At 51.5% G+C, this 23,974-nt stretch carries 20 protein-coding genes; 9 read left to right on the plus strand and 11 right to left on the minus strand.

What is annotated here, in order from left to right:
- Window positions 1-124 precede the first annotated feature (124 nt).
- On the minus strand, window positions 125-661 hold the full coding sequence (locus CRO57_RS21660; protein WP_097155611.1) for a winged helix-turn-helix transcriptional regulator: 537 nt from the start codon (window positions 659-661) through the stop codon (window positions 125-127).
- Between the two features lie 40 nt (window positions 662-701).
- Between CRO57_RS21660 and CRO57_RS21665 the strand changes: the two genes are divergently transcribed.
- The 4 genes from CRO57_RS21665 (at window position 702) to CRO57_RS21680 (ending at window position 6,104) form a co-directional block, all read left to right on the plus strand.
- Window positions 702-1,079, plus strand: coding sequence for a VOC family protein (locus tag CRO57_RS21665; RefSeq protein WP_097155612.1), 378 nt, complete (start codon window positions 702-704; stop codon window positions 1,077-1,079).
- A 409-nt stretch (window positions 1,080-1,488) separates the two neighbouring features.
- Entirely contained in the window at window positions 1,489-3,450 is a 1,962-nt protein-coding gene (locus tag CRO57_RS21670) for a putative bifunctional diguanylate cyclase/phosphodiesterase (RefSeq protein ID WP_170956207.1), read from the plus strand.
- Between the two features lie 23 nt (window positions 3,451-3,473).
- Window positions 3,474-5,663 (plus strand): ATP-binding protein, encoded by a 2,190-nt coding sequence (locus CRO57_RS21675; protein WP_097155614.1) that lies wholly within the window; start codon window positions 3,474-3,476, stop codon window positions 5,661-5,663.
- A gap of 42 nt (window positions 5,664-5,705) precedes the next feature.
- Window positions 5,706-6,104: a response regulator gene (locus tag CRO57_RS21680; RefSeq protein ID WP_097155615.1), complete on the plus strand. Its 399-nt coding sequence runs from the start codon at window positions 5,706-5,708 to the stop codon at window positions 6,102-6,104.
- A gap of 15 nt (window positions 6,105-6,119) precedes the next feature.
- Here CRO57_RS21680 and CRO57_RS21685 read toward each other — a convergent pair whose 3' ends face one another.
- On the minus strand, window positions 6,120-6,713 hold the full coding sequence (locus CRO57_RS21685; RefSeq protein ID WP_141401312.1) for a transcription elongation protein SprT: 594 nt from the start codon (window positions 6,711-6,713) through the stop codon (window positions 6,120-6,122).
- Window positions 6,714-6,986: 273 nt separating this feature from the next.
- On the opposite strand from CRO57_RS21685, the gene CRO57_RS21690 reads away from it, so the two are divergent.
- The 4 genes from CRO57_RS21690 to CRO57_RS21705 all read left to right on the plus strand — a co-directional run bounded on the left by CRO57_RS21690 (window position 6,987) and on the right by CRO57_RS21705 (window position 11,792).
- The gene (locus CRO57_RS21690; protein WP_170956208.1) at window positions 6,987-9,179 is read left to right on the plus strand and encodes a methyl-accepting chemotaxis protein; all 2,193 of its coding nucleotides are present in this window, start codon (window positions 6,987-6,989) and stop codon (window positions 9,177-9,179) included.
- Window positions 9,180-9,531: 352 nt separating this feature from the next.
- Window positions 9,532-9,741: a cold-shock protein gene (locus CRO57_RS21695; RefSeq protein ID WP_097155618.1), complete on the plus strand. Its 210-nt coding sequence runs from the start codon at window positions 9,532-9,534 to the stop codon at window positions 9,739-9,741.
- 56 nt (window positions 9,742-9,797) lie between these two features.
- Entirely contained in the window at window positions 9,798-10,007 is a 210-nt protein-coding gene (locus tag CRO57_RS21700) for a hypothetical protein (RefSeq protein ID WP_097155619.1), read from the plus strand.
- Between the two features lie 312 nt (window positions 10,008-10,319).
- A complete protein-coding gene (locus CRO57_RS21705; RefSeq protein ID WP_097155620.1) occupies window positions 10,320-11,792 on the plus strand; it encodes a DEAD/DEAH box helicase in 1,473 nt (490 codons plus the stop codon).
- A 146-nt stretch (window positions 11,793-11,938) separates the two neighbouring features.
- On the opposite strand, the gene CRO57_RS21710 is transcribed toward CRO57_RS21705, so the two are convergent.
- Entirely contained in the window at window positions 11,939-12,421 is a 483-nt protein-coding gene (locus CRO57_RS21710) for a GNAT family N-acetyltransferase (RefSeq protein ID WP_170956209.1), read from the minus strand.
- Window positions 12,422-12,873: 452 nt separating this feature from the next.
- Between CRO57_RS21710 and CRO57_RS21715 the strand changes: the two genes are divergently transcribed.
- Complete coding sequence (locus CRO57_RS21715) at window positions 12,874-15,666, plus strand: bifunctional aconitate hydratase 2/2-methylisocitrate dehydratase (RefSeq protein ID WP_097155622.1); 2,793 nt, start codon at window positions 12,874-12,876, stop codon at window positions 15,664-15,666.
- A 155-nt stretch (window positions 15,667-15,821) separates the two neighbouring features.
- Here CRO57_RS21715 and CRO57_RS21720 read toward each other — a convergent pair whose 3' ends face one another.
- The 8 genes from CRO57_RS21720 to CRO57_RS21755 form a co-directional block, all read right to left on the minus strand.
- A complete protein-coding gene (locus CRO57_RS21720; RefSeq protein ID WP_097155623.1) occupies window positions 15,822-16,832 on the minus strand; it encodes an ABC transporter permease in 1,011 nt (336 codons plus the stop codon).
- A complete protein-coding gene (locus tag CRO57_RS21725) occupies window positions 16,829-18,337 on the minus strand; it encodes a sugar ABC transporter ATP-binding protein (RefSeq protein ID WP_097155624.1) in 1,509 nt (502 codons plus the stop codon). The genes CRO57_RS21720 and CRO57_RS21725 overlap by 4 nt, the downstream gene beginning before the upstream one ends.
- Before the next feature lie 72 nt (window positions 18,338-18,409).
- Entirely contained in the window at window positions 18,410-19,486 is a 1,077-nt protein-coding gene (gene torT / locus CRO57_RS21730; RefSeq protein WP_097155625.1) for a TMAO reductase system periplasmic protein TorT, read from the minus strand.
- A 166-nt stretch (window positions 19,487-19,652) separates the two neighbouring features.
- Entirely contained in the window at window positions 19,653-20,624 is a 972-nt protein-coding gene (locus CRO57_RS21735; protein ID WP_097155626.1) for a 5-oxoprolinase subunit C family protein, read from the minus strand.
- The gene (locus CRO57_RS21740) at window positions 20,614-21,489 is read right to left on the minus strand and encodes a 5-oxoprolinase subunit B family protein (RefSeq protein WP_097155627.1); all 876 of its coding nucleotides are present in this window, start codon (window positions 21,487-21,489) and stop codon (window positions 20,614-20,616) included. The genes CRO57_RS21735 and CRO57_RS21740 overlap by 11 nt, the downstream gene beginning before the upstream one ends.
- 10 nt (window positions 21,490-21,499) lie before the next feature.
- A complete protein-coding gene (locus CRO57_RS21745) occupies window positions 21,500-22,870 on the minus strand; it encodes an acetyl-CoA carboxylase biotin carboxylase subunit (protein WP_097155628.1) in 1,371 nt (456 codons plus the stop codon).
- Entirely contained in the window at window positions 22,871-23,107 is a 237-nt protein-coding gene (locus CRO57_RS21750) for an acetyl-CoA carboxylase (RefSeq protein WP_097155629.1), read from the minus strand.
- Between the two features lie 21 nt (window positions 23,108-23,128).
- A complete protein-coding gene (locus CRO57_RS21755) occupies window positions 23,129-23,905 on the minus strand; it encodes a 5-oxoprolinase subunit PxpA (protein ID WP_097155713.1) in 777 nt (258 codons plus the stop codon).
- Window positions 23,906-23,974 lie beyond the last annotated feature (69 nt).

Genomic DNA, 23,974 nt, shown 5'->3' on the forward strand with positions numbered 1-23,974 from the left:
TTTTCGGGAACGCGCTACCGGCTGTATGGCCAGCCCTCTCCCCTCCCAAACTGCCCATGAGAGTACCATGACGGGTGGGATGCAAAGGAGGAGAGGGCTTGGTGTTGAATTCCAAGCAACATTATCAGGCATTGAGGCCAATCGCCTGGTTGATCTCGATGCCTCTATTCGCCGCGCAATAGGTGGGGAATGGCACACGGGCAGAGACATCGATCTCACGCTGGATCCAGTCAAACTCTTCCAGCTTATAGAGCGAAGCCGACAAAGCCCGGTCGGTAATAGGCGCAAGGTCGCACCGAATGCCGGAAAAACGGCGCGGCGCACTGGTCAGCGCCAAAATCGGCACCGTCCAGCTTTTGCGAAGCAGCGAAAACTCCCCCTCATCCGGCACAGCTTTTACCAGACGACTGGCAATTTCAGCCGCTTCCACGCCCAATGGCGTCAGGCGAAATTCCGGCCGCAAGGGATGGCCATGGCCGGGATTGCGCTCCAAAAGCTTCAAACCAACCAGATGCTCCAGACTGAGAGAGAAAGAGCTACGGCTCGCCCCGGTCGCAGACAGCAAGGCAGCCTGCCGCCCGGCGACACCGGAATGCAGGACAGCAAGGATATTCAAAGACCAGGCGCGGGATGTAAGCTTGACAAGCGTTTTAATGTCCATAAAGTATAGTTACTTTATTTATTGACAAAAGGGAAGCACAATGGCGCTCGTCTCACTGGAAAATACCATCACCCTTGCCATCTCGGTTAAGGATCGCCATGCCAGCGCTGCCTGGTATGAGGAAAAGCTGGGCTTTGATCTGATCTATCATCTGGATGATGCAGGCTGGAGCGAATTGCAGACCAAGACAGAAGGCGTCACCCTGGGCCTTGGCGAACAGAATGATCCCAATCCGGGCAACAGCGTCCCGGTCTTTGGCGTCGCCAATCTGGCAAAGGCGCGAAAAGCACTGGAAGAGGCCAACGTGAAATTTGACGGCCCGACAGTCAGTATCGAAGGCATGGTGCATCTGGCCACCTTCTATGACCCCGATGGCAACGCCCTCATGCTCGCGCAGGATTTGTCAAAACATCCCTGACGGAACAAAAAACTTCGAACCCCATTTGAAGGATAAAACAAGCAGGTCTCCCCCGGGGCCTGCTTGTTTCTTTTAAGTCAGACTCTTGGAGATGACATGTGATCCCCCTGCCGATGACATCATTTCGGCATTTGCAAGGGCACAAAACCCTATCAAGACCCATAAAACATTTGTTATCGCACTTGCTGTTTAAACAATTAAAATCTAATGTTTAAACGAATCGCGAGAAATTAAACAATTGTTAGAAAAATTACGACTTAATGAGCGTGTTGGGACAAAATGCATGTAAACACCTGCCGGGGGAAACAATTCAATGTCTTGGAGCATGGGCCGCAGACGGATTTTCATAAGCTTTGTCGCATTTTTCGTTCTTGTCATCTTTACAGTGGACACGGGCACACCCGCGCTCATGAACCATCTCACAATTGTGGAAGCCGAAAGACTTTCATTGCATTGGCTCAATGCCTATTCCAAGACGAATGAACTGCCAGGACAGCCTGGCCAAAATAGTGAGGACCTAAGCGGCCTGATCGACCAGATCTTTACGCCAAAACACGAAAATCATCATTATGATGCGTCGGCAGCACCGAGCCCTGAACAATCAGATTTCAGTATCAACAATTCCTTCAACTCGGTTCTGGGTTACAGGATTTGCACAACACCAACCAAGTGCCCCATATCCGGTGGTTCCCCCGTTCAAAACAGCCATCTGACCTCTGAAGAATTCCGCAGTTTCAGGGAAGCACTCACGCTCGCCAAAATAGATGCCTTCCTGAATGCCAGCGCCGCAAAGCATGACCAGCGCATTGTAACCGTCATGGTCCCGTTGCTGCGGGACAACAAACCGCAAGCTGTTGCAATCATTGACGTCGTAAGATCAGAGTTCGAGCAAGCATTGTATGAAGGCATCCAGCAGGCAGCAATCTTTACGGCAGTCGTCATCTCGCTGATTTCGCTGGGCACCATCCTCATGTTGCTCAATATGGACGGCAAGCGGAGAGATGCCGAAACCGAAGCATCCTTTTTGGCCCTCCATGACTGTTTGACGGGCCTGCCAAACCGCCTCCAATTCAACACGATATTGAAACAATGCTTTGAAAAAGCAAAAGCCAATAAAGAGCGATTGGCTATTCTCAGGATCAATATCGATGGTTTCAAGGACACCAATGAGATCTTTGGCCATTCGGCTGGCGACCATGTCCTGAAAAGCGTCGGTCAGACTTTGAAGACAAATGCAGGCGGACAGGCCTTTGTTGCGCATTTGTCAGGAGATGAATTCGCCATCCTTCTCAAAAGTCTTGAGCATGAGAACGAAATCATCAGACTTTGCAATGCAATTCTGGAAATCCAGCAACAGCCGATATTCTTCAAAGGCAAGCATATCAGCACCTCGCTCAGCATCGGAATTGCAGAATATCCATTGGACTGCGATTCCCCGGAAGACCTGCTGAAACATGCGGAATTTGCGCTTGATCGTGCCAAGGCGATCGGACCTGGGCAATTCAACTTCTTTACCCAGGAACTCAATAAGGAAATGCAGCGCAGACGCAAATTGAAAATAGAACTAAGCCAAGCACTAAAGCACAACCAGCTCCAAATGCACTATCAGCCACAAGTGGATACGGCTTCCAATACACTCACCGGATTTGAAGCCTTGATACGCTGGCCCCATGAGAAAGAAGGTTTCATCCCACCATCAGAATTCATACCAATCGCAGAGCAGAATGGCATGATCAGCGAAATTGGCTACTGGACCCTGCAGACAGCTTGCCAGGAGGCGGCAAATTGGCCCGAAAATCATACAATAGCGGTCAATTTGTCGCCGATCATGTTCAATGACGGAGATCTGGTAGAGCGCATCAAGGATACGCTCGCCAAGACCGGACTGGACCCCCGTCGTCTGGAAATCGAAATTACCGAAAATGTCTTGTTGGATGACTCGAACCATATCAGCAGTCAGCTCGTCACCATTCGCAATTTGGGTATTGGCATAGCAATGGACGACTTCGGCACCGGATATTCCAGCTTGAGCTATCTGACGCGCATTCCCTTCACCAAGATCAAAATCGACCAATCCTTTATTCGAGGGCTGGATGACGGCAAGAATATCGACTCGATTATTCACGCCATCGTCGGAATTGGTGATAGTCTTGATGTATCAATCATAGCAGAAGGCGTTGAGAGTACCGACCAGCTTCTGAGACTGAATGCAGCAGGCTGCTACATCATTCAGGGATATTTGTTCGGCAAACCATCTTCAAAACCCGCATTGGATCTGGATCCCATCTCACGCATCGCCAAGCAACCGGTTCACAAGGAACTGCGATCAAAAATCGAAGCTGGAATGAACAAGGCTGTCGGCTTTAATTAGACACAGAACCCAAAGGAGTGGAGATGTCAGCAGATGATAGGCAATCGGGAGATTTGCTTTCCAACTCCATAGTCGGCAAGCTTTTCTTCTTTCCCCGTTTGAATGTCACAACACGCCTTGTTGCCGGTTTTTCGATCATTGCAGGCATCAGCATTGCAGTCGGAATCATCGGTCTGTATTTCATCCATCAAATTGATGACAATCTGAACCGCATTACAGATGTGACAGCGCCGACTGTCGAGGTTGCCGATGACTTGATCGCAAATATCTGGCAGTCAACCAAGGTCGCTGAAGAAAGCATCCTGGTAAAAACACCACAAGGCCTGACATCCCTGATCGACGAGTTCGATGGGTTGCGGATCGAGTTCGACAAGAATTATGTCGAACTGCGGTCCCTGCTCTCCAATCAAAGCCTGTTGGATGAGCTCCTTGCATCTGAACGTAAAAATATCGAATTCAGAAAACGCGCCCATGAAATGTTCGGCTCCCGGCGCACCGAATTGGTTGAACAGGAACGAAGCGACAAGCTGCTGGCCGACTTCAATCGCATGAGTGCGACATTGATCGTTTCCCTGACCGAGTTTGCCGAGGAAAATGAAGCGGAACTTCTTCATGCCGAGATAGAAAGTTCAACGGAGCAATCCTCCCGGACCAAAGCAGAAAACAACGCTCTGGGTCAGTCGGTCATCCAGGATTATCCTGTTGTCGAAGCTGCCCTGAAGCTCCAAAGACTCGTAACCGAAATAAGAGACACTGCAAGAGCATTTCTTGCCGCAAAAACCACACCTCGCCTTATCGAGGCACAGGCCGATTTCAATCGACTGCACAATGAATTGAATCCTCAGATCGAAATCTTGCGACAATTTGCAGAGAGCGAGGAAGACAAGAAGGATGTCGTCGACCTTCGATCTGTCCTGAAAAACTGGATCGCCATCGCTCAAAATGATGACGGTTTATTCAAAAGCCATCTGAACAAACTGACAGCAACCCAGAATACCTATGAACGCGCCGAACTTCTGGAAATCAACGCAGAAAACATGGCTTCTGCGCTCAACCGCGTCGCCGACTTTGCCGATGCAATCAATGATAGCGCTGATGAGGAAGCAGCAGCTGTTGTTGATCGCGCACGAAAAGTCATCGCGTTGTTTCTGACGCTGGCAGTATTGGTATCCTTTCTTCTGGCCCTGATGGTATTTGGGACCGTTGCCAAACCAATCAAGGCACTGGCAAGAGCCATGGTCGATCTGGGTGAAGGAGACAATACCTCGACCATCGATCTTGGAAAGAGATCGGATGAAATCGGAGAGCTCGCCTCGACATTCAATGACATGGCACTGAAATTGGACAAGGCAGCCAAAAATCTCGAAGGGCAGGTATTGGCTCGTACGGCTGATCTGAATGCAACCAACCAGCGATTGGAAGAAGAGTTGACGCGACGCCAAGCCTTGGAAGATCAATTGGTGCGCGCCCAAAAACTTGATAGCCTGGGCACTCTGGCAGGTGGAGTGGCCCATGATTTCAACAACATGCTCTATGTGATATTGGGTTGCTCCGAGATCGCCCTGAAAAAGGTCACCAAACGGAATGCCGCTTATGATTCACTGGTCCGAATAGAAAAAGCTGCCAGACGTTCCGCGACGATCGTACGCCAGATCCTGTTTTTCAGCAGGCATGAGAAACCGGACCGTCAACCGTTGGAAATCTCCAAGGTGACCGAAGATTCCATCATGTTGCTGCGTGCCGGGCTCCCCTCGTCCCTCAAACTTGATGTCGATACGCATCAGGATTGCGGCCTCATTCTGGCAGATGAAACTCAGATCCATCAGGTCATCGTGAATTTCGTCACGAATGCCTTTCACGCTTATGAGAACCGCGCAGGTACAGTATCTGTTGTGACAAGACCTGCAATTGTTGACGAGGACTTTTGTACGCAACATATTGGCCTGACGCCGGGATGTTATGCGCGTATTCGGATTTCAGATACCGGGTGCGGAATTTCTTCGGAAAACCTGCCCCGGATTTTTGATCCGTTTTTCACCACAAAACCGGTCGGAGAAGGAACAGGACTGGGACTTTCCGTTGCTCACGGGATCGTCTCCAATCATGGAGGTGTGATTGTTCTTTCAAGCACTCCGGGCGATGGGACAACAGCCGATATCTATCTGCCAACCATCACTTCAGAGCCTCTGGCAATAGCCGATCAAAATAGATGATAAAAAGACAAGTCCACTACCAAGATAAGAAAGCAAGTCACCATGACGAATATTCTGATCATTGATGATGAACCGTTGATTTGTGAAATGCTTGACCTGCTTCTTTCAGCCGAAGGATATGATGTCGTCACCGCAATGGATGGCAGAGAAGGCGTCTCCAAATTCTCGGATCGCCATATCGATGTGGTGGTAACCGACATCATCATGCCAGAGGGCGACGGATTGGAGGTCATTCAGGAGATAAAGGACCGCAACCCCCACGTAAAGATCATCGCGATATCAGGCGGCTCCCGCATCGGACATGTCAATCTTCTGGAGATGGCCAGCAAGTTGGGCGCAATCAAGGTATTTTCCAAACCTCTGGATCATGCAGAATTGCTGAAAGCGATAAAAGAATGCGTCAACCAGATGCAGGGATCAAACGTCATCAAACTACGATAAAGAGCACCCAAATGCTCACAAGTCAGGTTTCATGGCACCATGAAGAGGACAATGAGGCGGCCCAACCTGATCTATCCATTTTCTCGAAACCCGCGCCACATATCCGCACTTTTGACAGGAAACCTTGATCTGGCGTGTGGTCTGTTTGGCCGATGGTTGCGAACTGGTCGGGGTCATTTCCGCACTTGGCAAATCGCCAACCTGTTTCAGGATCGGATCCGATAGTTCCAGAAACAATCTACCGGGCTTTGCTTCCGTTTTTCTGCCCTTCAGGCCAATGGAAATAGCAAGATGACGGAACAAATGCCCGTGCGTATCCTTTGCACCACAAGCGATCTTGCACATTTGATGCGCAATCGCACCAGCCACCTCTACCGGATCGGATCGATCAGGCCGGACAAAAATGACGAATGACGCATCCTCTTCCTGAACCCAGGTCTCGGCAGTATTGCCTCCCCGTGATCCCGTGCTGGGAAAACCACTTTTGATCTCGAACTCAGGCATCGGGAAATCAAGATCTGAGAACCAGGGCTTCATGGCAGACGCCACGACCAGCAACCACTCATCGCGCGTTGTGACCTTGTTTTCCGCCAGGCTTGTCTGTTTCACCCGCATTTCATCTCCTCGGAAGCAGATCACACATCTTCGCGCATAACACCGTCACCAGTGCCTCATGATCCCGCACCCCTTGCAACAGATCAGTTCGAAATTAGCCGATTTCCAAACCGGACGCCACCATCGAAACGAATAATCATGGAAGAAAGTAACTAAACATTAATTGAACATGTTTAACTAAATATATATGCGTTTAAACAACAATTAGAACGTTTAATTGAATATGGTTTCGAGGAGTGTCTCATGCAACCGACGAGTGGAGAAGAAATGAGCAGACCCAATCGGTTCCTGCTTAACAATTATAGCATTGCAACCAAGCTCATTACCGGCTTTGTCGTCATTACAATGCTATGTGGTGTCATGAGTGGTGTCGGGCTGTTCTATATTGATTCAATCGAGGATACGCTCAACGAGCTCACGGATGTCGCCGCTCCAACCGTTGAAACCGCAGATGATCTGATCATCAATATCGAAATCGCACATGAGATTATCGAGGAGGTTGCTGCAGCCGAAAGCCTCTCGGAAGTACAAAAACTGGAAACAAAGTTTTCAGATCAAGCCAGTGCATTTCTCAAATCCCATGCAGAACTCCAAGTACTGCTGGCCAATCGCACACTTGCAACCAATCTTGAAACTGCATTGAAAAGCCATTCATTGTTCCTCGAGCAATCAGACAAGATGTTCGATCACCGGAAAACCCAGATCCAGGAACAGACCAAAGCGACGGCCCTCCTGTCAGACTTCGATTCCATCGGATCCAGACTGATTGTTGCGCTGGATGAATTTGCACTGGAAAATGAAGCGGAAATGGCCGCAGCCGAGGAAAAAGGCGACAGACTTGAAGCTGCAGCCGCATCCGGTGCAGCGGTTAATGCACTTTTGGGGCAATTGTTCGATCAGGATTATCCGGTTGTCGAAGCTGCACTGAAACTGCAGCGCCTGACCATGGAAATTCAGGATACAGCCGGTGAATATCTCGCTGAAAGCTCTGATAAGAATCTGGACGCAATCAACAAGGAATTCGCAAGTCTATATAAGAAGACTGCTGGTCATCTCGAAATTCTCGCAAAGCTTGCCGAGACAGCAGAAGACAAGAGCGACGCTTCAAACCTCAAAAGTCTGTTTGCAACCTGGTCGGAACGCGCAAACAATGACGGACAACTCTTCGACACAAGACGAAAAACACTACAAGCCAAACAAAGTGTACGAAACTGGAAGAAAAATGCTGAAACCAGCGCGGATGAGATTTCAATAGTCCTGAATGACATCGCAGAAAAAGCAGATGCAATCAACCGTGGCGCCGACGAAGAAGCAGCCGGCAAGGTGCACGAAGCACATTCCATGATCATCGCAACGCTGTTGCTAAGCGCTGTACTGGCAACCATCTTGATCATCATGATCTTGAAAACAATCATTCGGCCGCTCAATTCCATGACCTCAATCATGAGCAAGCTGGCCAATGGCAATGACGAGGTCGACGTTCCGGCACAGAACCGGCTCGATGAGCTTGGAAAAATGGCCAAAGCAGTCCAGATTTTCAAAGAGAACGCCATTCGCAATCATAAACTCGAAGCTGAAAAAGAAGCCGAGAAACGACGTCAGGAAGAGGCCGCCCGCCTCATGCGCATCGAATTGTCAGATACATTTCAGGCAACCGTCGGCGGAATCGTCAACACGGTGTCTTCCGCTGCCACCGAGATGCAAGCATCCGCCCAGGCATTGTCATCAACCTCCGAAGAAACCACCCGGCAATCGACAAGGGTCACAGCCGCAGCAGAAGAAACATCAACCAACGTACAAGCCATATCCTGCGCAACGGAAGAACTGGCAAGTTCTGTGACAGAGATTGGTCGCCTTGTCAGTGAATCAGAAGCAATTGCCGGGTCGGCAGTTGGAAATGTTCAGGAAACCAATGAGCGAGTTCAGCATTTGACCGCTGGTGTCGAGAAAATTGGAGCGGTGGTCGCATTGATCACCGATATTGCCGAACAAACCAATCTGCTGGCGCTCAATGCCACAATTGAAGCCGCACGAGCAGGGGAGTCTGGCAAAGGGTTTGCCGTTGTTGCCAGCGAAGTGAAGGAGTTGGCTGGCCAGACAGCAAAGGCAACAGATGAAATTGGCCTTCAGATCAAGGAAATTCAGGAACTCACCTTCGATACGGTCTCTTCAATCGAAACGATTGGTGAAACCATCAACAACAACAAGGAAATTTCCTCGGCAATTGCTTCTGCGATCGGACAGCAAAGCTCCGCGACCCATGAAATCGCCCAAAGCCTGGAAAAGGCCGCCTGTGGAACCGTTGAAATGACGACCAGCATCAGTGGTGTCAATGAAGCCGCCTCCGAAACCGGACAATCAAGCCATCAAATGCTGGAAGCAGCATCAGAACTCTCCCAGCAGTCGGAAACATTAAGTGTCGAGGTGAAAAAATTCCTTACACAGATCCGCGCCGGATAACACGAACGATAATAAAGTACAGATGAATAGTCTGTCGAAGGTGAAAGATAGAGAGATTAAGGGGCCTTTTTTTGCCGATTTTCTTGTCGAGAGACATAGATTTCAGGGAGAAAGGCCTCTTTTACAGGTAAAATAACCAGAACCTGAGTCTGATAGCCTTGAAATTGACATCAAATCCTGCCAAATAGGGGGCAACACGTTTCGAGCCATCAATGGCACCAGTTTTTCCGGCTTGCCGGCATCTTCGGTTTCCTCCTGATTTTTGCGAACGTTTCAACACCATTGGCATTGCGCCATGGGCACTATCTCCCGTTCGCCGCAGGCTCGGGACTACTTAGATAAGGTATCTACTATGACTATCGGCACCGTTAAATTCTTCAACACCACCAAAGGTTTCGGCTTCATTCAGCCAGACGATGGCGGCAAAGACGCATTCGTTCACATTTCTGCTGTTGAGCGTTCCGGTCTTACCACCCTCAACGAAGGCCAGAAGGTCTCCTACGAGCTGCAGAACGACCGTAACGGCAAAGTTGCTGCTTCCAACCTTGAGCTGGTTGACTAAAAAAATCTTGCCAAGACCACCCATGGGTGGTCTTGGTTCTCCACAAAGGCTTACTCATGATCAGTATTGTGAAGAAAAAAGCCGAAGAACGTTTGGCTGCAATTCAAAAAGCGCAGCAGGCTATCCTGAACGAACAGGAAGAACAGGCATCTGAGGTCAGAAAAAATACAGCACGCCTCAAAGCCCAACGTCTGGCCAGAGAAAAAGCCGAACAAGACCTCGCGTCTCAAGCAAAATCCGGCCAAGGCGCCAAAAAACGCAAATAGCGTCCCTCCTCTCATATTTCATCAAACATGAGGCCATGTTCGAAAAGCCTTGTATTTGTGATGCTTTTGCTGTATCTCCCCCATTCTTGCCTGTGCGTGGACGATAGTCCTGGGACCTTCCCTGATATCAGCGGCGCAAGACTTCTTGCTTACAGTCTGGGATATAAGGTCCCAAATGATTGTAGCCGGGATGAACCGAGTAAGGTTCAAACCCCATAGGCAGCTTTTCTGCGCAAGCTTCCCCCTTATAAAACAAACGCCATTGCTCGCAGCGATTCCGCGCGATCAAGTGATGGCATATGGAAAAAATCTTTGACCAATTTTACTGAGCTCGGTCTGGCCGAGCCAATTCTGCGTGCCCTGCAAACCCAAGGCTATGCGCAACCGACCCCAATTCAGACCAAAGCCATTCCTGTTGCCTTGTCCGGTGACGACATTCTGGGCATCGCTCAGACAGGCACCGGCAAGACGGCCTCTTTCGTATTGCCCATCCTGGATCGCCTTGCCCGCAACGACAAGCGCCCAATTCCAAAAGCAACCAATGCACTGATTTTGGCACCAACCCGAGAATTGGTGGCCCAGATTGCCGAGAATATACGCAAATACAGCAAGAATATGCGGGTTTCCGTTACCATCATCGTTGGTGGTGTAAAGATAGGACCGCAAACCAAGAAACTCGCAAGCGGCAGCCACATCATTGTGGCAACACCGGGCCGTCTGCTCGACCATCTCAATAACGGCCATGTTTCCCTCAGCCAGACCAAATATGTGGTACTGGATGAAGCTGATCACATGCTCGACCTTGGCTTCATTCCCGATATTCGCCGGATCATGAAGCAATTGCCGAAAAAGCGTCAGACCTCTCTGTTGTCCGCCACCATGCCAACGCAAATCCGCGCCTTGGCAAAGGATTTCCAGACAGATCCGGTGGAAGTCGCCGTGGCTGTTGAATCCAAACCCATCGAGCGCATCACCCAAAGCGTGCGCCATACCAGCAGCTCTGCCAAGCGCGATGAAGTAACGCGCATTCTGAGCGCTGAGGATGTCGAGCGCGCCATCGTCTTCACCCGTACCAAGCGCGGGGCAGATCGGGTGAGCCAGCATCTGCAAAAAGCAGGCCTTGCCGCCACCGCCATCCATGGCAACAAAAGCCAGGGCCAGCGGACGCGCGCCCTTGCCAGCTTCAAGAACGGTGAGATCAATATCATGGTTGCCACCGATATCGCCGCGCGTGGCATTGACATCGATGATGTCTCGCATGTGGTCAACTTCGAGCTGCCGGAAGTACCGGAAGCCTATGTCCACCGCATTGGTCGAACCGCACGCGCAGGCCGCACCGGCACCGCGATCTCACTATGCGATGCGACCGAAGCCAAGCTTTTGCGGGATATAGAAAAACTGATCGGCACTCGATTGCCAACCGATGGCACGGAGCCGCTTCCCTTTGACAAGGAAGCTGCGAAAGCCAAAAATGCCAGACGCAATCCGCGCCAAGCAACACAAGGCAAAAAGGCCAAGCCCCATCGCAAGGGTCAGGCCGCCGGCAAACCCAAATTGGCCAGCACCAAGCCCTGGTCCCCTATGGAAGCAAGCGCTGCTGCCTCCAACGATTCCGGCACCGCTGAGCGCAGCAATGACCAACCAAAGCGTGACAACAGAAAACGCAATGGTGGCGCAAAGGCAGACGGCGGCAATCGCTCATGGTCTCGCAACCGCCCTGATGCGCGCAATCAGAATAATGCGCGTAGAAGGAAACCACGGGCGAGAGCAGAAGCGACGGCTTAAAGGCTTGCCTAGAAGCTCTGAACCAAGCCCTCTCCCCCTCCCAAACCACCCGTCAGGTACCCTCGGTACGTTTGGGAGGGGGAGAGGGCTGGTGATACGGCCTACAGCGCGTTCCCGAAAAGTTGCAGAACTCGCTCTTAAAAGTCTCAATCAGAGACTTTTAAATCGGGCACCAGCTTTAATTCCATATGCGGCAGGGTCCGACCGGGAATTGATCCCGACGGTTCCTGCCCGATGGTCTCAAGACCTTGTGCTTCATAAAAAGCGGTGGCACCTGGGTCTGCATAAAGATAGAGCGATGCCAGATCGCGGGATTTGGCGTCCTCCACCACAATATCCCAAAGGATTTGGCCGATGCCCTTTCGCTGATGATCGGGATCGATGAAGAGCGCGCAGACCTCGGCAGCCTTGCCATCTGCATCCGGCATCAAGCCTACCATGCCGCAAATGCCGTCATCGACTGCCACCCAATAATCGGTGGTCCGGAAATCTTCTTCGCGCACCGTCAGCTCATCGCGACAGGCTTCCATGAAGGCATCATCATAGCCATTGGACTGCTTGGAACGCATGGAGAGATCGCTCAAGGCGTCCGCGTCTGATAGCCGCGCTTTTCGGGTCGTGATAGACATAGATCGAGTTCCTTTCCTCCCACCAACTACCAGATATAGTGCTGAAATTTTAGGCATCAAGGACAGCATAAAATGGCACAAATGCTAGTCTTTTTGGATCTAAGCTATTAAAAATAAACAGCTTCCCTTGAAAAAGGCCCTTTCGATACACACTCTATAGAGCATCCACACATCATTGCTGGCTCAAAAAAGACCTTTCGGCAGTGCAACATACTACTAGCGAATATCTTGCAACTGCACTCCGTTTAATTTAACTAAGGGGCGAAATGGGCTTGTTCGAGCTCGTTTATCGGCATCTGGTGCGCTTCTCGTTGGATTGAGATCATAATCAAACACAAAAGATTCGCAGCAGAAAACTAGAACCTGCGCGGTGAAGACTTTCAGCGCGACATGTTCCGGGCCGTCTGCGAGCTACTCGAGCTATCTGCAATACTAAAGCACCGGGACCACTCATGAGCTTGTACACAAACTACCTCGACGAGATTGAAACTCGAAAAATCCAGGGTCTGCATCCAAAGCCTATTGACGATGGTGCACTCGTTGCCGAGTTGATCGCGCAGATCAAGGATACAGGTAACGAGCATCGCGAAGACTCCCTCAAATTCTTCATCTATAACACGCTGCCAGGCACGACCAGCGCTGCAGGCGAAAAGGCAAAATTCCTCAAGGAAATCATTCTTGGCGAATCCGAGATTGCTGAAATCTCCATTGCCTACGCTTTCGAGCTGCTGTCCCATATGAAAGGCGGCCCATCCGTTGAGGTTCTCCTCGATCTGGCACTGGGTGATGATGCTGACATCGCTTTCCAGGCAGCTGACGTTCTGAAAACCCAGGTCTTCCTGTATGAGGCCGACACCGACCGCCTTGAAGAAGCCTTCAAAGCTGGCAGCGCTGTCGCCAGGGACATCCTGGAAAGCTATGCCAAGGCAGAATTCTTCACCAAGCTTCCTGACGTGGAAGAAGAGATCAAGGTTGTGACCTATATCGCTGGCGAAGGCGATATCTCCACCGATCTTCTCTCACCAGGTGGTCAAGCCCACTCTCGCTCGGACCGCGAGCTGCACGGCCAGTGCATGATGACCCCGGAAGACCAGGTCGCCATCCGCGAATTGCAAAAACAGCATCCCGACAAGCGCGTCATGCTGATTGCTGAAAAAGGCACCATGGGCGTTGGCTCTTCCCGCATGTCTGGCATCAACAATGTGGCGCTTTGGACCGGCAAGCAGGCCAACGAATATGTTCCTTTCGTGAACATTGCACCGGTTGTTGCCGGTACCAACGGCATCTCTCCAATCTTCCTGACCACCGTTGGCGTGACCGGCGGCATCGGCATTGACCTCAAGAACTGGGTCAAGAAGCTGGATGATGACGGCAACCCGATCCTGAACAATGATGGCAACCCGGTTCTGGAACAGAAATATTCTGTCGCCACCGGCACCGTCCTGACCATCAATTCCAAGGACAAGAAACTCTATAGCGAAGATGGTGGCGAAGAGCTGGCCAATGTGGCCGCTGCTTTCACCCCGCAAAAGGTAGAATTCATGAAGGCTGGCGGCTCTTACGCCATTGTCTTCGGCAAGAAATTGCAAAGCTTTGCGGCCGAGACCCTCGGCGTGGAACCGGCTCAGGTCTTCGCAGCAGCCAAGGAAATCTCTCACGAAGGTCAAGGCCTGACTGCCGTTGAGAAGATCTTCAACAAAAACGCACGCGGCACCACACCAGGCGCTGTTCTGCATGCTGGCTCTGACGTGCGTGTGAAGGTCAATATCGTTGGCTCCCAGGACACCACCGGTCTGATGACCTCTCAGGAACTGGAAGCCATGGCGGCAACCGTCATTTCCCCATCCGTGGATGGCGCTTACCAGTCCGGTTGTCACACCGCATCCGTCTGGGACAAGAAAGCACAAGCCAACATCCCGCGCCTGATGAAATTCATGAACAAATTCGGCCTGATCACCGCGCGTGATCCCGAAGGCGAATATCATGCCATGACCGACGTGATCCATAAGGTGCTGAACGACATCACCGTGGATGACTGGGACATCACCATTGGCGGTGACAGCCACACCCGCATGTCCAAGGGCGTGGCATTTGGCGCTGACTCCGGCACCGTGGCGCTGGCGCTGGCAACCGGTGAAGCCACCATGCCGATCCCTGAATCCGTGAAGGTGACCTTCAAAGGCAAGATGGCCGACCACATGGATTTCCGCGATGTGGTGCATGCCACCCAGGCACAGATGCTCAAGCAGCATGGCGACAATGTCTTCCAGGGCCGCATCATCGAAGTGCATATCGGCACCCTGCTGGCAGATCAGGCCTTCACCTTCACCGACTGGACCGCAGAAATGAAGGCAAAAGCCTCCATCTGTATTTCCAACGATGACACCCTGATCGGATCACTGGAACTGGCCAAGAGCCGCATCCAGATCATGATCGACAAGGGCATGGAAAATGAGGCCAAGACCTTGCAAGGCCTGATCGACAAGGCGGACAAGCGTATTGCCGAGATCAAGTCTGGCGAAAATCCAGCCCTGACCCCGGATGACAACGCCAAATACTTCGCTGAAGTGGTTGTGGATCTGGACGAAATCGTCGAGCCGATGATCGCCGACCCGGACGTGAACAATGCCGACGTTTCCAAGCGCTACACCCACGACACCATCCGCCCTGTCTCCTATTATGGTGGCGAGCGTCAGGTGGATCTGGGCTTCGTTGGCTCTTGCATGGTGCATAAGGGCGATGTGAAAATCGTGGCTCAGATGCTGAAAAACCTGGAAGAAACCAAAGGTAAGGTCGAGTTCAACGCACCGCTTGTTGTTGCCGCTCCAACCTACAACATCATCGACGAGCTGAAAGAAGAAGGCGACTGGGATATCCTGCAAAAATATTCAGGCTTTGAATTCGACGATCTGTTCCCCAAAGATGCTGCCCGTACCGAATATGAGAACATTCTCTATCTGGAGCGTCCGGGCTGTAACCTCTGCATGGGCAACCAGGAAAAAGCCGAAAAAGGCGACACCGTTCTGGCAACATCCACCCGCCTCTTCCAGGGCCGTGTGGTGGAAGATTCTGAAGAGAAAAAAGGTGAATCCCTGCTGGCGTCCACGCCTGTGGTTGTTCTGTCCGCAATCCTTGGCAGAACCCCAACCATGGACGAATATAAAGACGCGGTGAAAGGCATCGACCTCACCAAATTCGCCCCTCCTCTGCAGGTGCCTGCAGACAGCAAGTCAGTTCATTTCTAAGAAAGAGCGCATTCGACGAAAAGTTGCAGACTTTTCAGACAAGAATTCGCTTCAGAAAAAAGAGCTACTTGAATAAAAGAATACAAAAAGGCCGCTCTCGCAGCGGCCTTTTTGTGTCTGACTTCAGTGCAAGATTTTGAAGAACGATTGGTGGTTCAGCTGCCACTCAGGATCATGCGATAGCGCATTTGATCGAAGATCACGGCCAGGATCAGAAGCGCACCAAGCAGCACCATCTGCATGTAGGAGCTGACCTGCGCCAGGTTCATTCCATTTTGCACAAGAACAATGAAGAAGGCACCCAGAACGACATTCTCGACCCGTCCGATGCCCCCGCGCAGAGAAACACCAGCAATCACACAGGCGGCAATCGATTCAAGCGCGATTGTACTGCCGAGATTGGCCTCGCCCGACTCGACCCGTGCTGTCAGAAGCAGGCCGGTGAGTGAGGCAATCAGCGCGCAGATGACATAGGCCATCACCAGCGTTTTTTTGGTATTGATCGCAGACAGACGTGCCGCCTTGATGTTACCGCCAACTGCATAGACCTGCGTGCCCAGACGAGTGCGTGACATGAACATCCACATCACGATGATGCAAATCACAGCGATGATAACCGGGACAGGCACCCCGAGAATACGGCCAAACCCGAATGTATCACCAAAGGCAAAAGGCAGGTTGGACACCGGCACACCGCCCGTCAGAAAAAGCGCCAGCCCCGCACCAACGGAAGAGACACCAAGGGTCATGATGAAAGGCGAAACATCAAAATAGGCAACGCCGATGCCGTTGATCAGACCAACAGCCATGGCCGCTGCAAATCCCATGAATGCGCCCAGAAGTATCACCAGCCAGATGGCATCGGGAAATATACCAGCAAACCAGACCATCCCGAGAGCCGAAACAACCGATGTAAGGGCAATGGCGGTGCCCACGGAAAGGTCGAAGCCGCCCGAAATCAGAACCAGCATCTGCCCCATGGAAACCAGAACCAGATATACCGACTGACGCGCCACATTGATCAGATTCTGGCCTGTCAGGAATTTCGAGGACAATATGGTGAAGATGACCAGAGCCGTGGCAAGGAAAAACGGCAGGACCCCAACTTTGATGAATATCTTTCGAATGAGATCAAACGGCCCGGATTTTTGTGTTTCTGTTATCATTGTTTTGCTCCGCTTTCATCGAAGAAATATTTGAGGACTTGTTCTTCGGTCATGTCATCGCCCGATAGCTCTGCGGAGATATGGCCATGAGCCAGAACAATCATGCGGCGTGAGAGATGCAGGACCTCGGGCAGATCAGAGGAGATGACAACAACGGCCTTGCCCGATTCCGCCAATTCCTTGATCAGAAGATAAAGGGCTGCTCTCGTGCCCATATCGACGCCAACCGTTGGCTCGTCAAAAATGATCAGATCAGCATTTTGACCAAAGCATTTTCCAAACAGGACTTTTTGCTGATTGCCACCTGAGAGCTGGGAGACCGGTTTCGATCGATATCCATCATGCAATTCCACATGATTGGAAATCGTGGCAGTCTCCGAATTGACTTCGGACCATTTCACAAATTGAGAGTTTCCTCCCACTTTGTCGCCCATGATCAAATTGATCGCGAGATTGTCCTTGGAGGATTTGGCGAGATCCAGACCCTCGGCCTTCCGATCCGGTGACAGATAATAGATGCCCTGCCGAATGATCTCGCGCGTGGATGCATGGCTGATATCCTTGCCCTTCATGGTGACCGTGCCGCCCAAACGAAGGGCCAGCCCCATCACCGTGCGAAACAGACGCGACTTGCCGGAGCCAACCAGACCCGCAACGCCAAGAACCTCGCCAGCGCGAACGTCAAAGCTTGCATTGTGAATGCCCACTGTTTGCAAGTTCTTGACCGACAGGACCACCTCACCGGATCCATGCGCGATTTTGGGATAGATCTCATCAATGGCACGCCCTGTCATCATTTCAACAAGAGCATCCTCATCGGTGTCAGCCATATCAATTGTTCCGATTTTTCCACCATCGCGCAACACCGTGACCCGGTCGGCGATCCGGGTAAATTCCTGAATGCGGTGTGAGATATAGACAATGCCCACACCCTTCGCCTTGAGCGCATTCACAAAGTCAAAGAGGTGATCAACTTCCTTGTCGGTCAATGACGCCGTCGGCTCGTCCAGAATCAGAACTTTCAGATCACCATGGAAGGCTTTGGTAATCTCGACCATTTGCTGTTGCGCCCGCGAGAGCTGCGCCACGATCTTGTTCGGATCAATGGCAAAGCCAAGCTCAAGCAACATGTCGCGTGCCCGTTTACGCATCATACGGTGGTCGATGAAAAGCCCGTTTCTGGGCTCCCAGCCAAGAAAGATATTCTGGGCAACGGTCAGGGTCGGGATCAGGGAAAATTCCTGAAACACCGTATAAATGCCCTTTGCCTGCGCATCTGCCACATTTTCGAACGTCACCTCCTGACCATCAAGAACAACGCTCCCCTTTGAGGGCATGTTCGCGCCGGCAAGCATGGAGATGAGGGTTGATTTTCCGGCACCATTCTCTCCGAAGAGAACATGCACTTCGCCTGACTGCAGATCAAAATCAACGGAATCGAGCGCAAGAATTCCGGGATATTGTTTCGTCAAAGCCTTTGTTTGTATGAGTGGTGTCGCAGTCATCTGTCGTTTCCTAGAGAAAAATGCGGGTCAGCTGAGCTGACCCCAACTGGCCCGCAGTCCAGGGAGAAATGTTTACTTGGACACAGAGAAGACTGGCGCAAAACCATCTGGTGGAAGGATGTTCGTACGTTCGACTTTGCCAATATTGTCCGGGTCAACCACGAAGATTTTCGGTCCCACATGCTTCACGAAGTCCTTGCCTTCGAGAATGCGAACAGCCTGATCTATGGCAATGCGACCTTGAACCACCATGCTGTCAGCAGGTGCGGCCAGAATGAAACCGCGTTGAATGCCGGTATAGACGCCCGGTGTCATGTAAAACGCCAGAAGATCCACCTTGCCTTTCAAGCCACGTTCGCGGATGACGCCTTGCGCAGCTTCCGCGGTGACCGCAGTCCCGGCCAGATAACGAACATCGGGATTGGCCTGAAGAACATCTTCAACGAGTTTGAGCTGTGTTTCCTTGCCGGTATCCCCAAAGCGAGGCTCCAGAACTTCAACAGCAGACCCCTTCACCGCTTCCAGAAAGCCGGAATGGGCAGCTTCGACCCAACCCGCACCTGCAGGCCCCGGAAACCAACCAACCTTGACAGGATCAGAACCGGCAGGATGCCTGGCTGCAAGATACGCACCCGTTTCACGCCCCATGGTTTTGAAGGAAACCAGTGATTTTGCCTTGATGTCAGAAGAGGACACACCATTGATGACATCAATAACAGGAACGCCCTTGGCCGCTACTTCTCCAATGACATTGTTCAAACCATCAAAGGAGATTGCACCAACCACAACCGCATCAGCACCACCAGATACACAATCTTCGATCTGACTGATCTGACGGTTGAGCTCGGTATAGCCACCTGCTTCGACAACATTGAGATTGACACCAAGCCGTTTTGCTTCATCAGTGACGCCATAATCCACGCCAAGCCAATAAGCGTCTTTCATATGCGGGAAAGAGACGCAGATATTCCAGGCCTTTTCGGCAGATGCAAGGGCCTCATATATGACTTCGCTGGTTTTACCCTCGGCAGAGAATGCCGGAGTTACTTCTTCCGCGGCGTAAGGAAACCATGCCTCTTCGGCGAGAGCCGCTGCTGGAATGGATGCAGCAAGCATAAGAGCCGCTGTTGCTTTCAATGTGAATTTCATGTCCTGTCCTCCTTGTCAGTCAGAATTTATTGCGAGTGTTCTCGTCTGTTTGGATGTCTCGCCTTCCAGAGCATATTCCCGAAAAATATATGCAGCTTTTGGACTAAGTATTTTTGGAAACAATGACTTGGCCATTTTGAATGACCGGGCATTCATCCAAGATGCTCTAGGCGAGTTCTTCTCTTATCTTCTGCAACAACAGCTTTCGGTCATTGCGTGCTGCAATTGCCGCCCTCATATCGACACGTTCAAATTTCACCGGCGTGTGAGGCTGAAGTTGACCGATCAAATCCATATCTGCCGAGATGATTGCGCCCAAAGTGAAATAACCACCGCCGGAAACAGCATCACGATGCAAGACAATGGGTTCTGTTCCACCAGGCACCTGGATGGAGCCGTAGGAATAGCAACCATCGACAATATTTGAGGGATCCGCACCGGCACCAAAGGGTTGTTCGCGATCTACGAACTCAAGTGGCCTGCCACCTTTGAAGCGATACCCCATACGGTCTGCTTCTGGCGCAACCATCCATTCATCCTCAAAGAAACCATTGCCCGCCGCCTCAGTGAGACGGTGCCAATAAAGCCCTGGCAAAACTCGAAGAATTGCTGGACTACCGGGCATCCTACGCAGATTTTCGGGCGCAAAACGACCTGCTCCGGGCCCTTCATCACCACCCGTTGGCAATTCGTCACCGGCCTGAACCGCACGCCCTTCAACCCCACCAAGCGCCCCGATCGGATAGGTGGATCGACTGCCAAGCGCCTTGGGAGTGGTGATGCCACCACTGACCGCGATATAAAGGCGCGCACCCGATTGAAGAAATTCAAAGCTCAGAGTTTGCCCGGCTTTGACAACAAAGGACGACCAGGCCTCCTGTATTTCCCCATCAACCTTGATTGGCAACTGAGCACCCGTCACAGCCACGGTGGCAGTTCGGGTAAATTCGATCTCGGGGCCCATGAATACAGCTTCAAGACAGGCTGCCCCTTCATCATTTCCAACCAGCATATTGGCGGCGCGCAATGCAAAACGATCCATTGCACCACCCATTGGAATACCCAGATGAAAATATCCCTGGCGTCCAAGGTCCTGGATTGAGGTCGCAAGACCAGGATTGTTGATTTTAAGCGTCATTGAGAGCCTCCAACATCTTGGCATTGGTGCCGCGCATGTCAGCATTGAATTCATCAAGATCAAATTCGACTTCTGCAATGCGCGGAACATAGGAGCCATCTTCGACCGCCGCGGTGATGGCGTCATATTCCGCACGGTTGATCGGCTTCCATTTCACAATGTCGCCGGGCTTGAAGAACACCATGAAGTCTTTCAGATGCGATACCTTTTGCTCGGGGTCATAAATCGGCATTGGAGTGACTCCAAACATCTGGTAACCACCTGCCCCCCGCACGGAATAGATGCAGGAAAAACAGCCCCCATAGCCAACCGTGAGCTTGGGTGTATCTGTGCGCGGACGCAGATATTTTGGCACTTGCAACTGCTTGTCGCGCTCTACCAGCTGATAAAGGAACGGCAATCCCGCCACGAAACCGACCATCGATACAAACCACGGCTGGGAATGGTGAGCTTCGATGAACTCTTCTACAGTGCTGAAACCGTTGATCTTGGCGGCATAATCGAGATCCGTCCCATTTGGATCCTGATGACGTTCTCTAAACCGCATGAGCGTTTCATGTGTCCAGGGGTCCTGGTAATAAACCGGGATTTCAACGATTCGAGTTGTCAGACGCTTTTCAGCGGACTCGGCTTTGTGCTCCAGCTCCTTGATCCGGGTCATGATGTCATCAGGATGAATGACATCGGGATCGAACCTCACCTGAAAAGACGCATTGGCAGGACAAATCTCCGTCACCCCTTCAATCCTGGCATCACGCACGGCATTGCTCATCGACAGGGACTTGAAGAACGCATCAAGGGACATTTCATCGTCCATCTCGATATAAACGTGTTCATCGCCTCCGAATGTATATCTGGTCTTCATAGTGACCTCCTTACGTGTTCTCTGGCTTCAGATTTCCGGCTTCCAACCAGGGCTCCAACCATTGAGTGTGAAAGTCTCCGGAAGCGACACCAGGATCTGCTGCGAGCGCTTTGTGCAATGGCACGGTTGTTTTCAAGCCATTGATCTCAAGACCTTCCAAAGCCACTGCCATTTTGGAAATCGCATCAGCCCGGTCCTTGCCATGGACAATCAACTTGCCAATCAGGGAGTCGTAAAAAGGCGGAATTTGGTAGCCCTCATACATGAAATGGTCGAAGCGAATGCCCTCACCTTCAGGTATTTTCAGACTCTCGACCTTCCCGGGCCAGGGCATGAATTGCATGAATGGGTCTTCGGCATTCAGGCGAACCTCAATGGAATGACCCGACTTTTTTACCTGATCCTGGCTCACACTCAGGGGCTCGTTTCCGCAGACACGGATCATTTCCTGCACCAGATCAAACCCTGTAACCATCTCAGTGACAGGATGTTCCACCTGTATCCGGGTATTCATTTCAATGAAGAAGAACTCCTTGGTGCTCTCGTCATAAAGATATTCAAGAGTCCCGGCCCCGCGATAATTCACCGCTTCCGCCAGTGCAACGGCAGCCATGCAAAGCGTCTCCCGCGTGACATTGTCAAGACAATCGGCCCCCGCTTCTTCCCAAACCTTCTGACGACGACGTTGCAGGGAGCATTCACGCTCGTAGAAATGAACCGCCTTTTCGCCATCACCAACGATCTGAACCTCAATATGACGTGGAGATTTTACCGAGCGTTCGATATAGAGCCCGCCATCGCCGAAAGCAGCGGCTGCCTCTTGCTGCGCTTGTGGTGCAAGTGATCGAAGCTCTTCCTCGTTTTCTGCAATACGAATGCCTTTGCCACCCCCACCGGCAGCAGCCTTCACCATCACCGGATACCCAACCGTTGCAGCAACTTCGACCGCCTCATCAACGGATTCAATCCGACCCTTTGATCCGGGGACAACAGGCACGCCTGCTGCTTCAGCAGCCTGTCTTGCAGCAACTTTGTCACCCATACGCTCAATCGTATCGGCTGAAGGCCCGACAAACGTAATGCCGGCATTCTCAATGGCACGAGCAAACTCGGGGCTTTCTGACAGGAAGCCATAGCCCGGATGAACGGCATCCGCTCTGTTCTCTATGGCTGCAGCGACAACCCCTTTGATATTCAGATAGGATTCCGTTGCCCTTGCCGGTCCAAGACAAACCGCTTCATCAGCCAATTTGACGGCCAACATATCGGTATCACCTTCTGAATAAGCCTGGATCGTCGTGATACCCAGCTCTTTGGCCGCTCTTATGATACGAACGGCAATCTCGCCTCTATTGGCAATGAATAGTCGTTGAATTCCCATCTAACTGGCCACTTCCGCGAGAGGTTGGCTTGCGGTCACAGGAAGTGAATCCTCAGCAACATAGCCAGTGAATGTACCGGCAATCTCGGATTTGACCTCGATGAAGGTCTTCATCACCTCGATCAAACCAATGGTGTCACCCACGGCAACAACGTCGCCCGATTTCTTGTATGCTTCCTCTTCAGGTGAAGGCTTGATGTAGAAAGTTCCCGGTAGCGGGGAAAGCACTTGAGCCATAACTTGTCCTCCCAGATTGGTTTAAAGCCCCAGCACGATTGCTGCCGGAGCGATTGTTATTCCTGCATCTGTCAATCCGGCACGGATGGCTTTTCCCATGTCCAATGCGCCAGGAGTGTCCGAGTGAAAGCAGATCGATTCAAATTCGATGGGGATGTCCACGCCATCAACCGTCCTTACAACGCCTTCTTTGCAAGCCCGGACACATTTGGCGGCCACCTCTTCAGGCTTGGGGCGCGAAACACGACGAGCAAAGACAATTGAACCGGATTGGTCATAATCACGATCAGCATAGAACTCGCGGGCAACCGGATGACCTAACCGTTTTGCAACCTCATATGTCTTTGAAATGCCCATGCAGAATATGATCGCCGTTCCGCAGGTTTTGCCGAGTGCATCGATGAGCATCTCCGACAATTCTTCATTCACTGCGGCCTCCATATAAAGCGCACCATGCGGTTTGACATGTTGCAATCTGATGCCGTGACGACGACCAAATTCACGGAGTGCTCCGATCTGGTAAATGATGTCGTTGACCAACTCCTCGGGACTTGTCCTGATATACCGCCGACCAAACCCCTGAAGGTCATTGTAGCCAGGATGAGCACCCAAGCCGACCCCATAGGCTTGTGCCAGTTTCACCACCCTGTCCATTGAATTTGGATCACCAGCGTGAAAACCAGCGGCTATGTTTGCAGAGCTGATGAGGGCCATAATATCTTCGTCAGGAGCCTCACCGAGAACCCATTGCCCAAATCCCTCGCCCATATCGCAGTTAAGATCGACAATCTCCTTCATCGCAAAGTCCTTATTCTTCATCACCAAGCCTCAGGCTGTTATTCGGACCAAGTCCAAGCCTGGCTTCCT

The sequence above is a fragment of the Cohaesibacter gelatinilyticus genome (assembly GCF_900215605.1).
In the GTDB taxonomy this organism is placed as follows: domain Bacteria; phylum Pseudomonadota; class Alphaproteobacteria; order Rhizobiales; family Cohaesibacteraceae; genus Cohaesibacter; species Cohaesibacter gelatinilyticus.

Coding starts and splice junctions, on each gene's coding strand:
- CRO57_RS21660 (WP_097155611.1), bottom strand. CDS start 661: ATGGACATTAAAACGCTTGTCAAGCTTACATCCCGCGCCTGGTCTTTG.
- CRO57_RS21665 (WP_097155612.1), top strand. CDS start 702: ATGGCGCTCGTCTCACTGGAAAATACCATCACCCTTGCCATCTCGGTT.
- CRO57_RS21670 (WP_170956207.1), top strand. CDS start 1,489: ATGAACCATCTCACAATTGTGGAAGCCGAAAGACTTTCATTGCATTGG.
- CRO57_RS21675 (WP_097155614.1), top strand. CDS start 3,474: ATGTCAGCAGATGATAGGCAATCGGGAGATTTGCTTTCCAACTCCATA.
- CRO57_RS21680 (WP_097155615.1), top strand. CDS start 5,706: ATGACGAATATTCTGATCATTGATGATGAACCGTTGATTTGTGAAATG.
- CRO57_RS21690 (WP_170956208.1), top strand. CDS start 6,987: ATGAGCAGACCCAATCGGTTCCTGCTTAACAATTATAGCATTGCAACC.
- CRO57_RS21695 (WP_097155618.1), top strand. CDS start 9,532: ATGACTATCGGCACCGTTAAATTCTTCAACACCACCAAAGGTTTCGGC.
- CRO57_RS21700 (WP_097155619.1), top strand. CDS start 9,798: ATGATCAGTATTGTGAAGAAAAAAGCCGAAGAACGTTTGGCTGCAATT.
- CRO57_RS21710 (WP_170956209.1), bottom strand. CDS start 12,421: ATGTCTATCACGACCCGAAAAGCGCGGCTATCAGACGCGGACGCCTTG.
- CRO57_RS21715 (WP_097155622.1), top strand. CDS start 12,874: ATGAGCTTGTACACAAACTACCTCGACGAGATTGAAACTCGAAAAATC.
- CRO57_RS21720 (WP_097155623.1), bottom strand. CDS start 16,832: ATGATAACAGAAACACAAAAATCCGGGCCGTTTGATCTCATTCGAAAG.
- CRO57_RS21725 (WP_097155624.1), bottom strand. CDS start 18,337: ATGACTGCGACACCACTCATACAAACAAAGGCTTTGACGAAACAATAT.
- torT (WP_097155625.1), bottom strand. CDS start 19,486: ATGAAATTCACATTGAAAGCAACAGCGGCTCTTATGCTTGCTGCATCC.
- CRO57_RS21735 (WP_097155626.1), bottom strand. CDS start 20,624: ATGACGCTTAAAATCAACAATCCTGGTCTTGCGACCTCAATCCAGGAC.
- CRO57_RS21740 (WP_097155627.1), bottom strand. CDS start 21,489: ATGAAGACCAGATATACATTCGGAGGCGATGAACACGTTTATATCGAG.
- CRO57_RS21745 (WP_097155628.1), bottom strand. CDS start 22,870: ATGGGAATTCAACGACTATTCATTGCCAATAGAGGCGAGATTGCCGTT.
- CRO57_RS21750 (WP_097155629.1), bottom strand. CDS start 23,107: ATGGCTCAAGTGCTTTCCCCGCTACCGGGAACTTTCTACATCAAGCCT.
- CRO57_RS21755 (WP_097155713.1), bottom strand. CDS start 23,905: ATGAAGGAGATTGTCGATCTTAACTGCGATATGGGCGAGGGATTTGGG.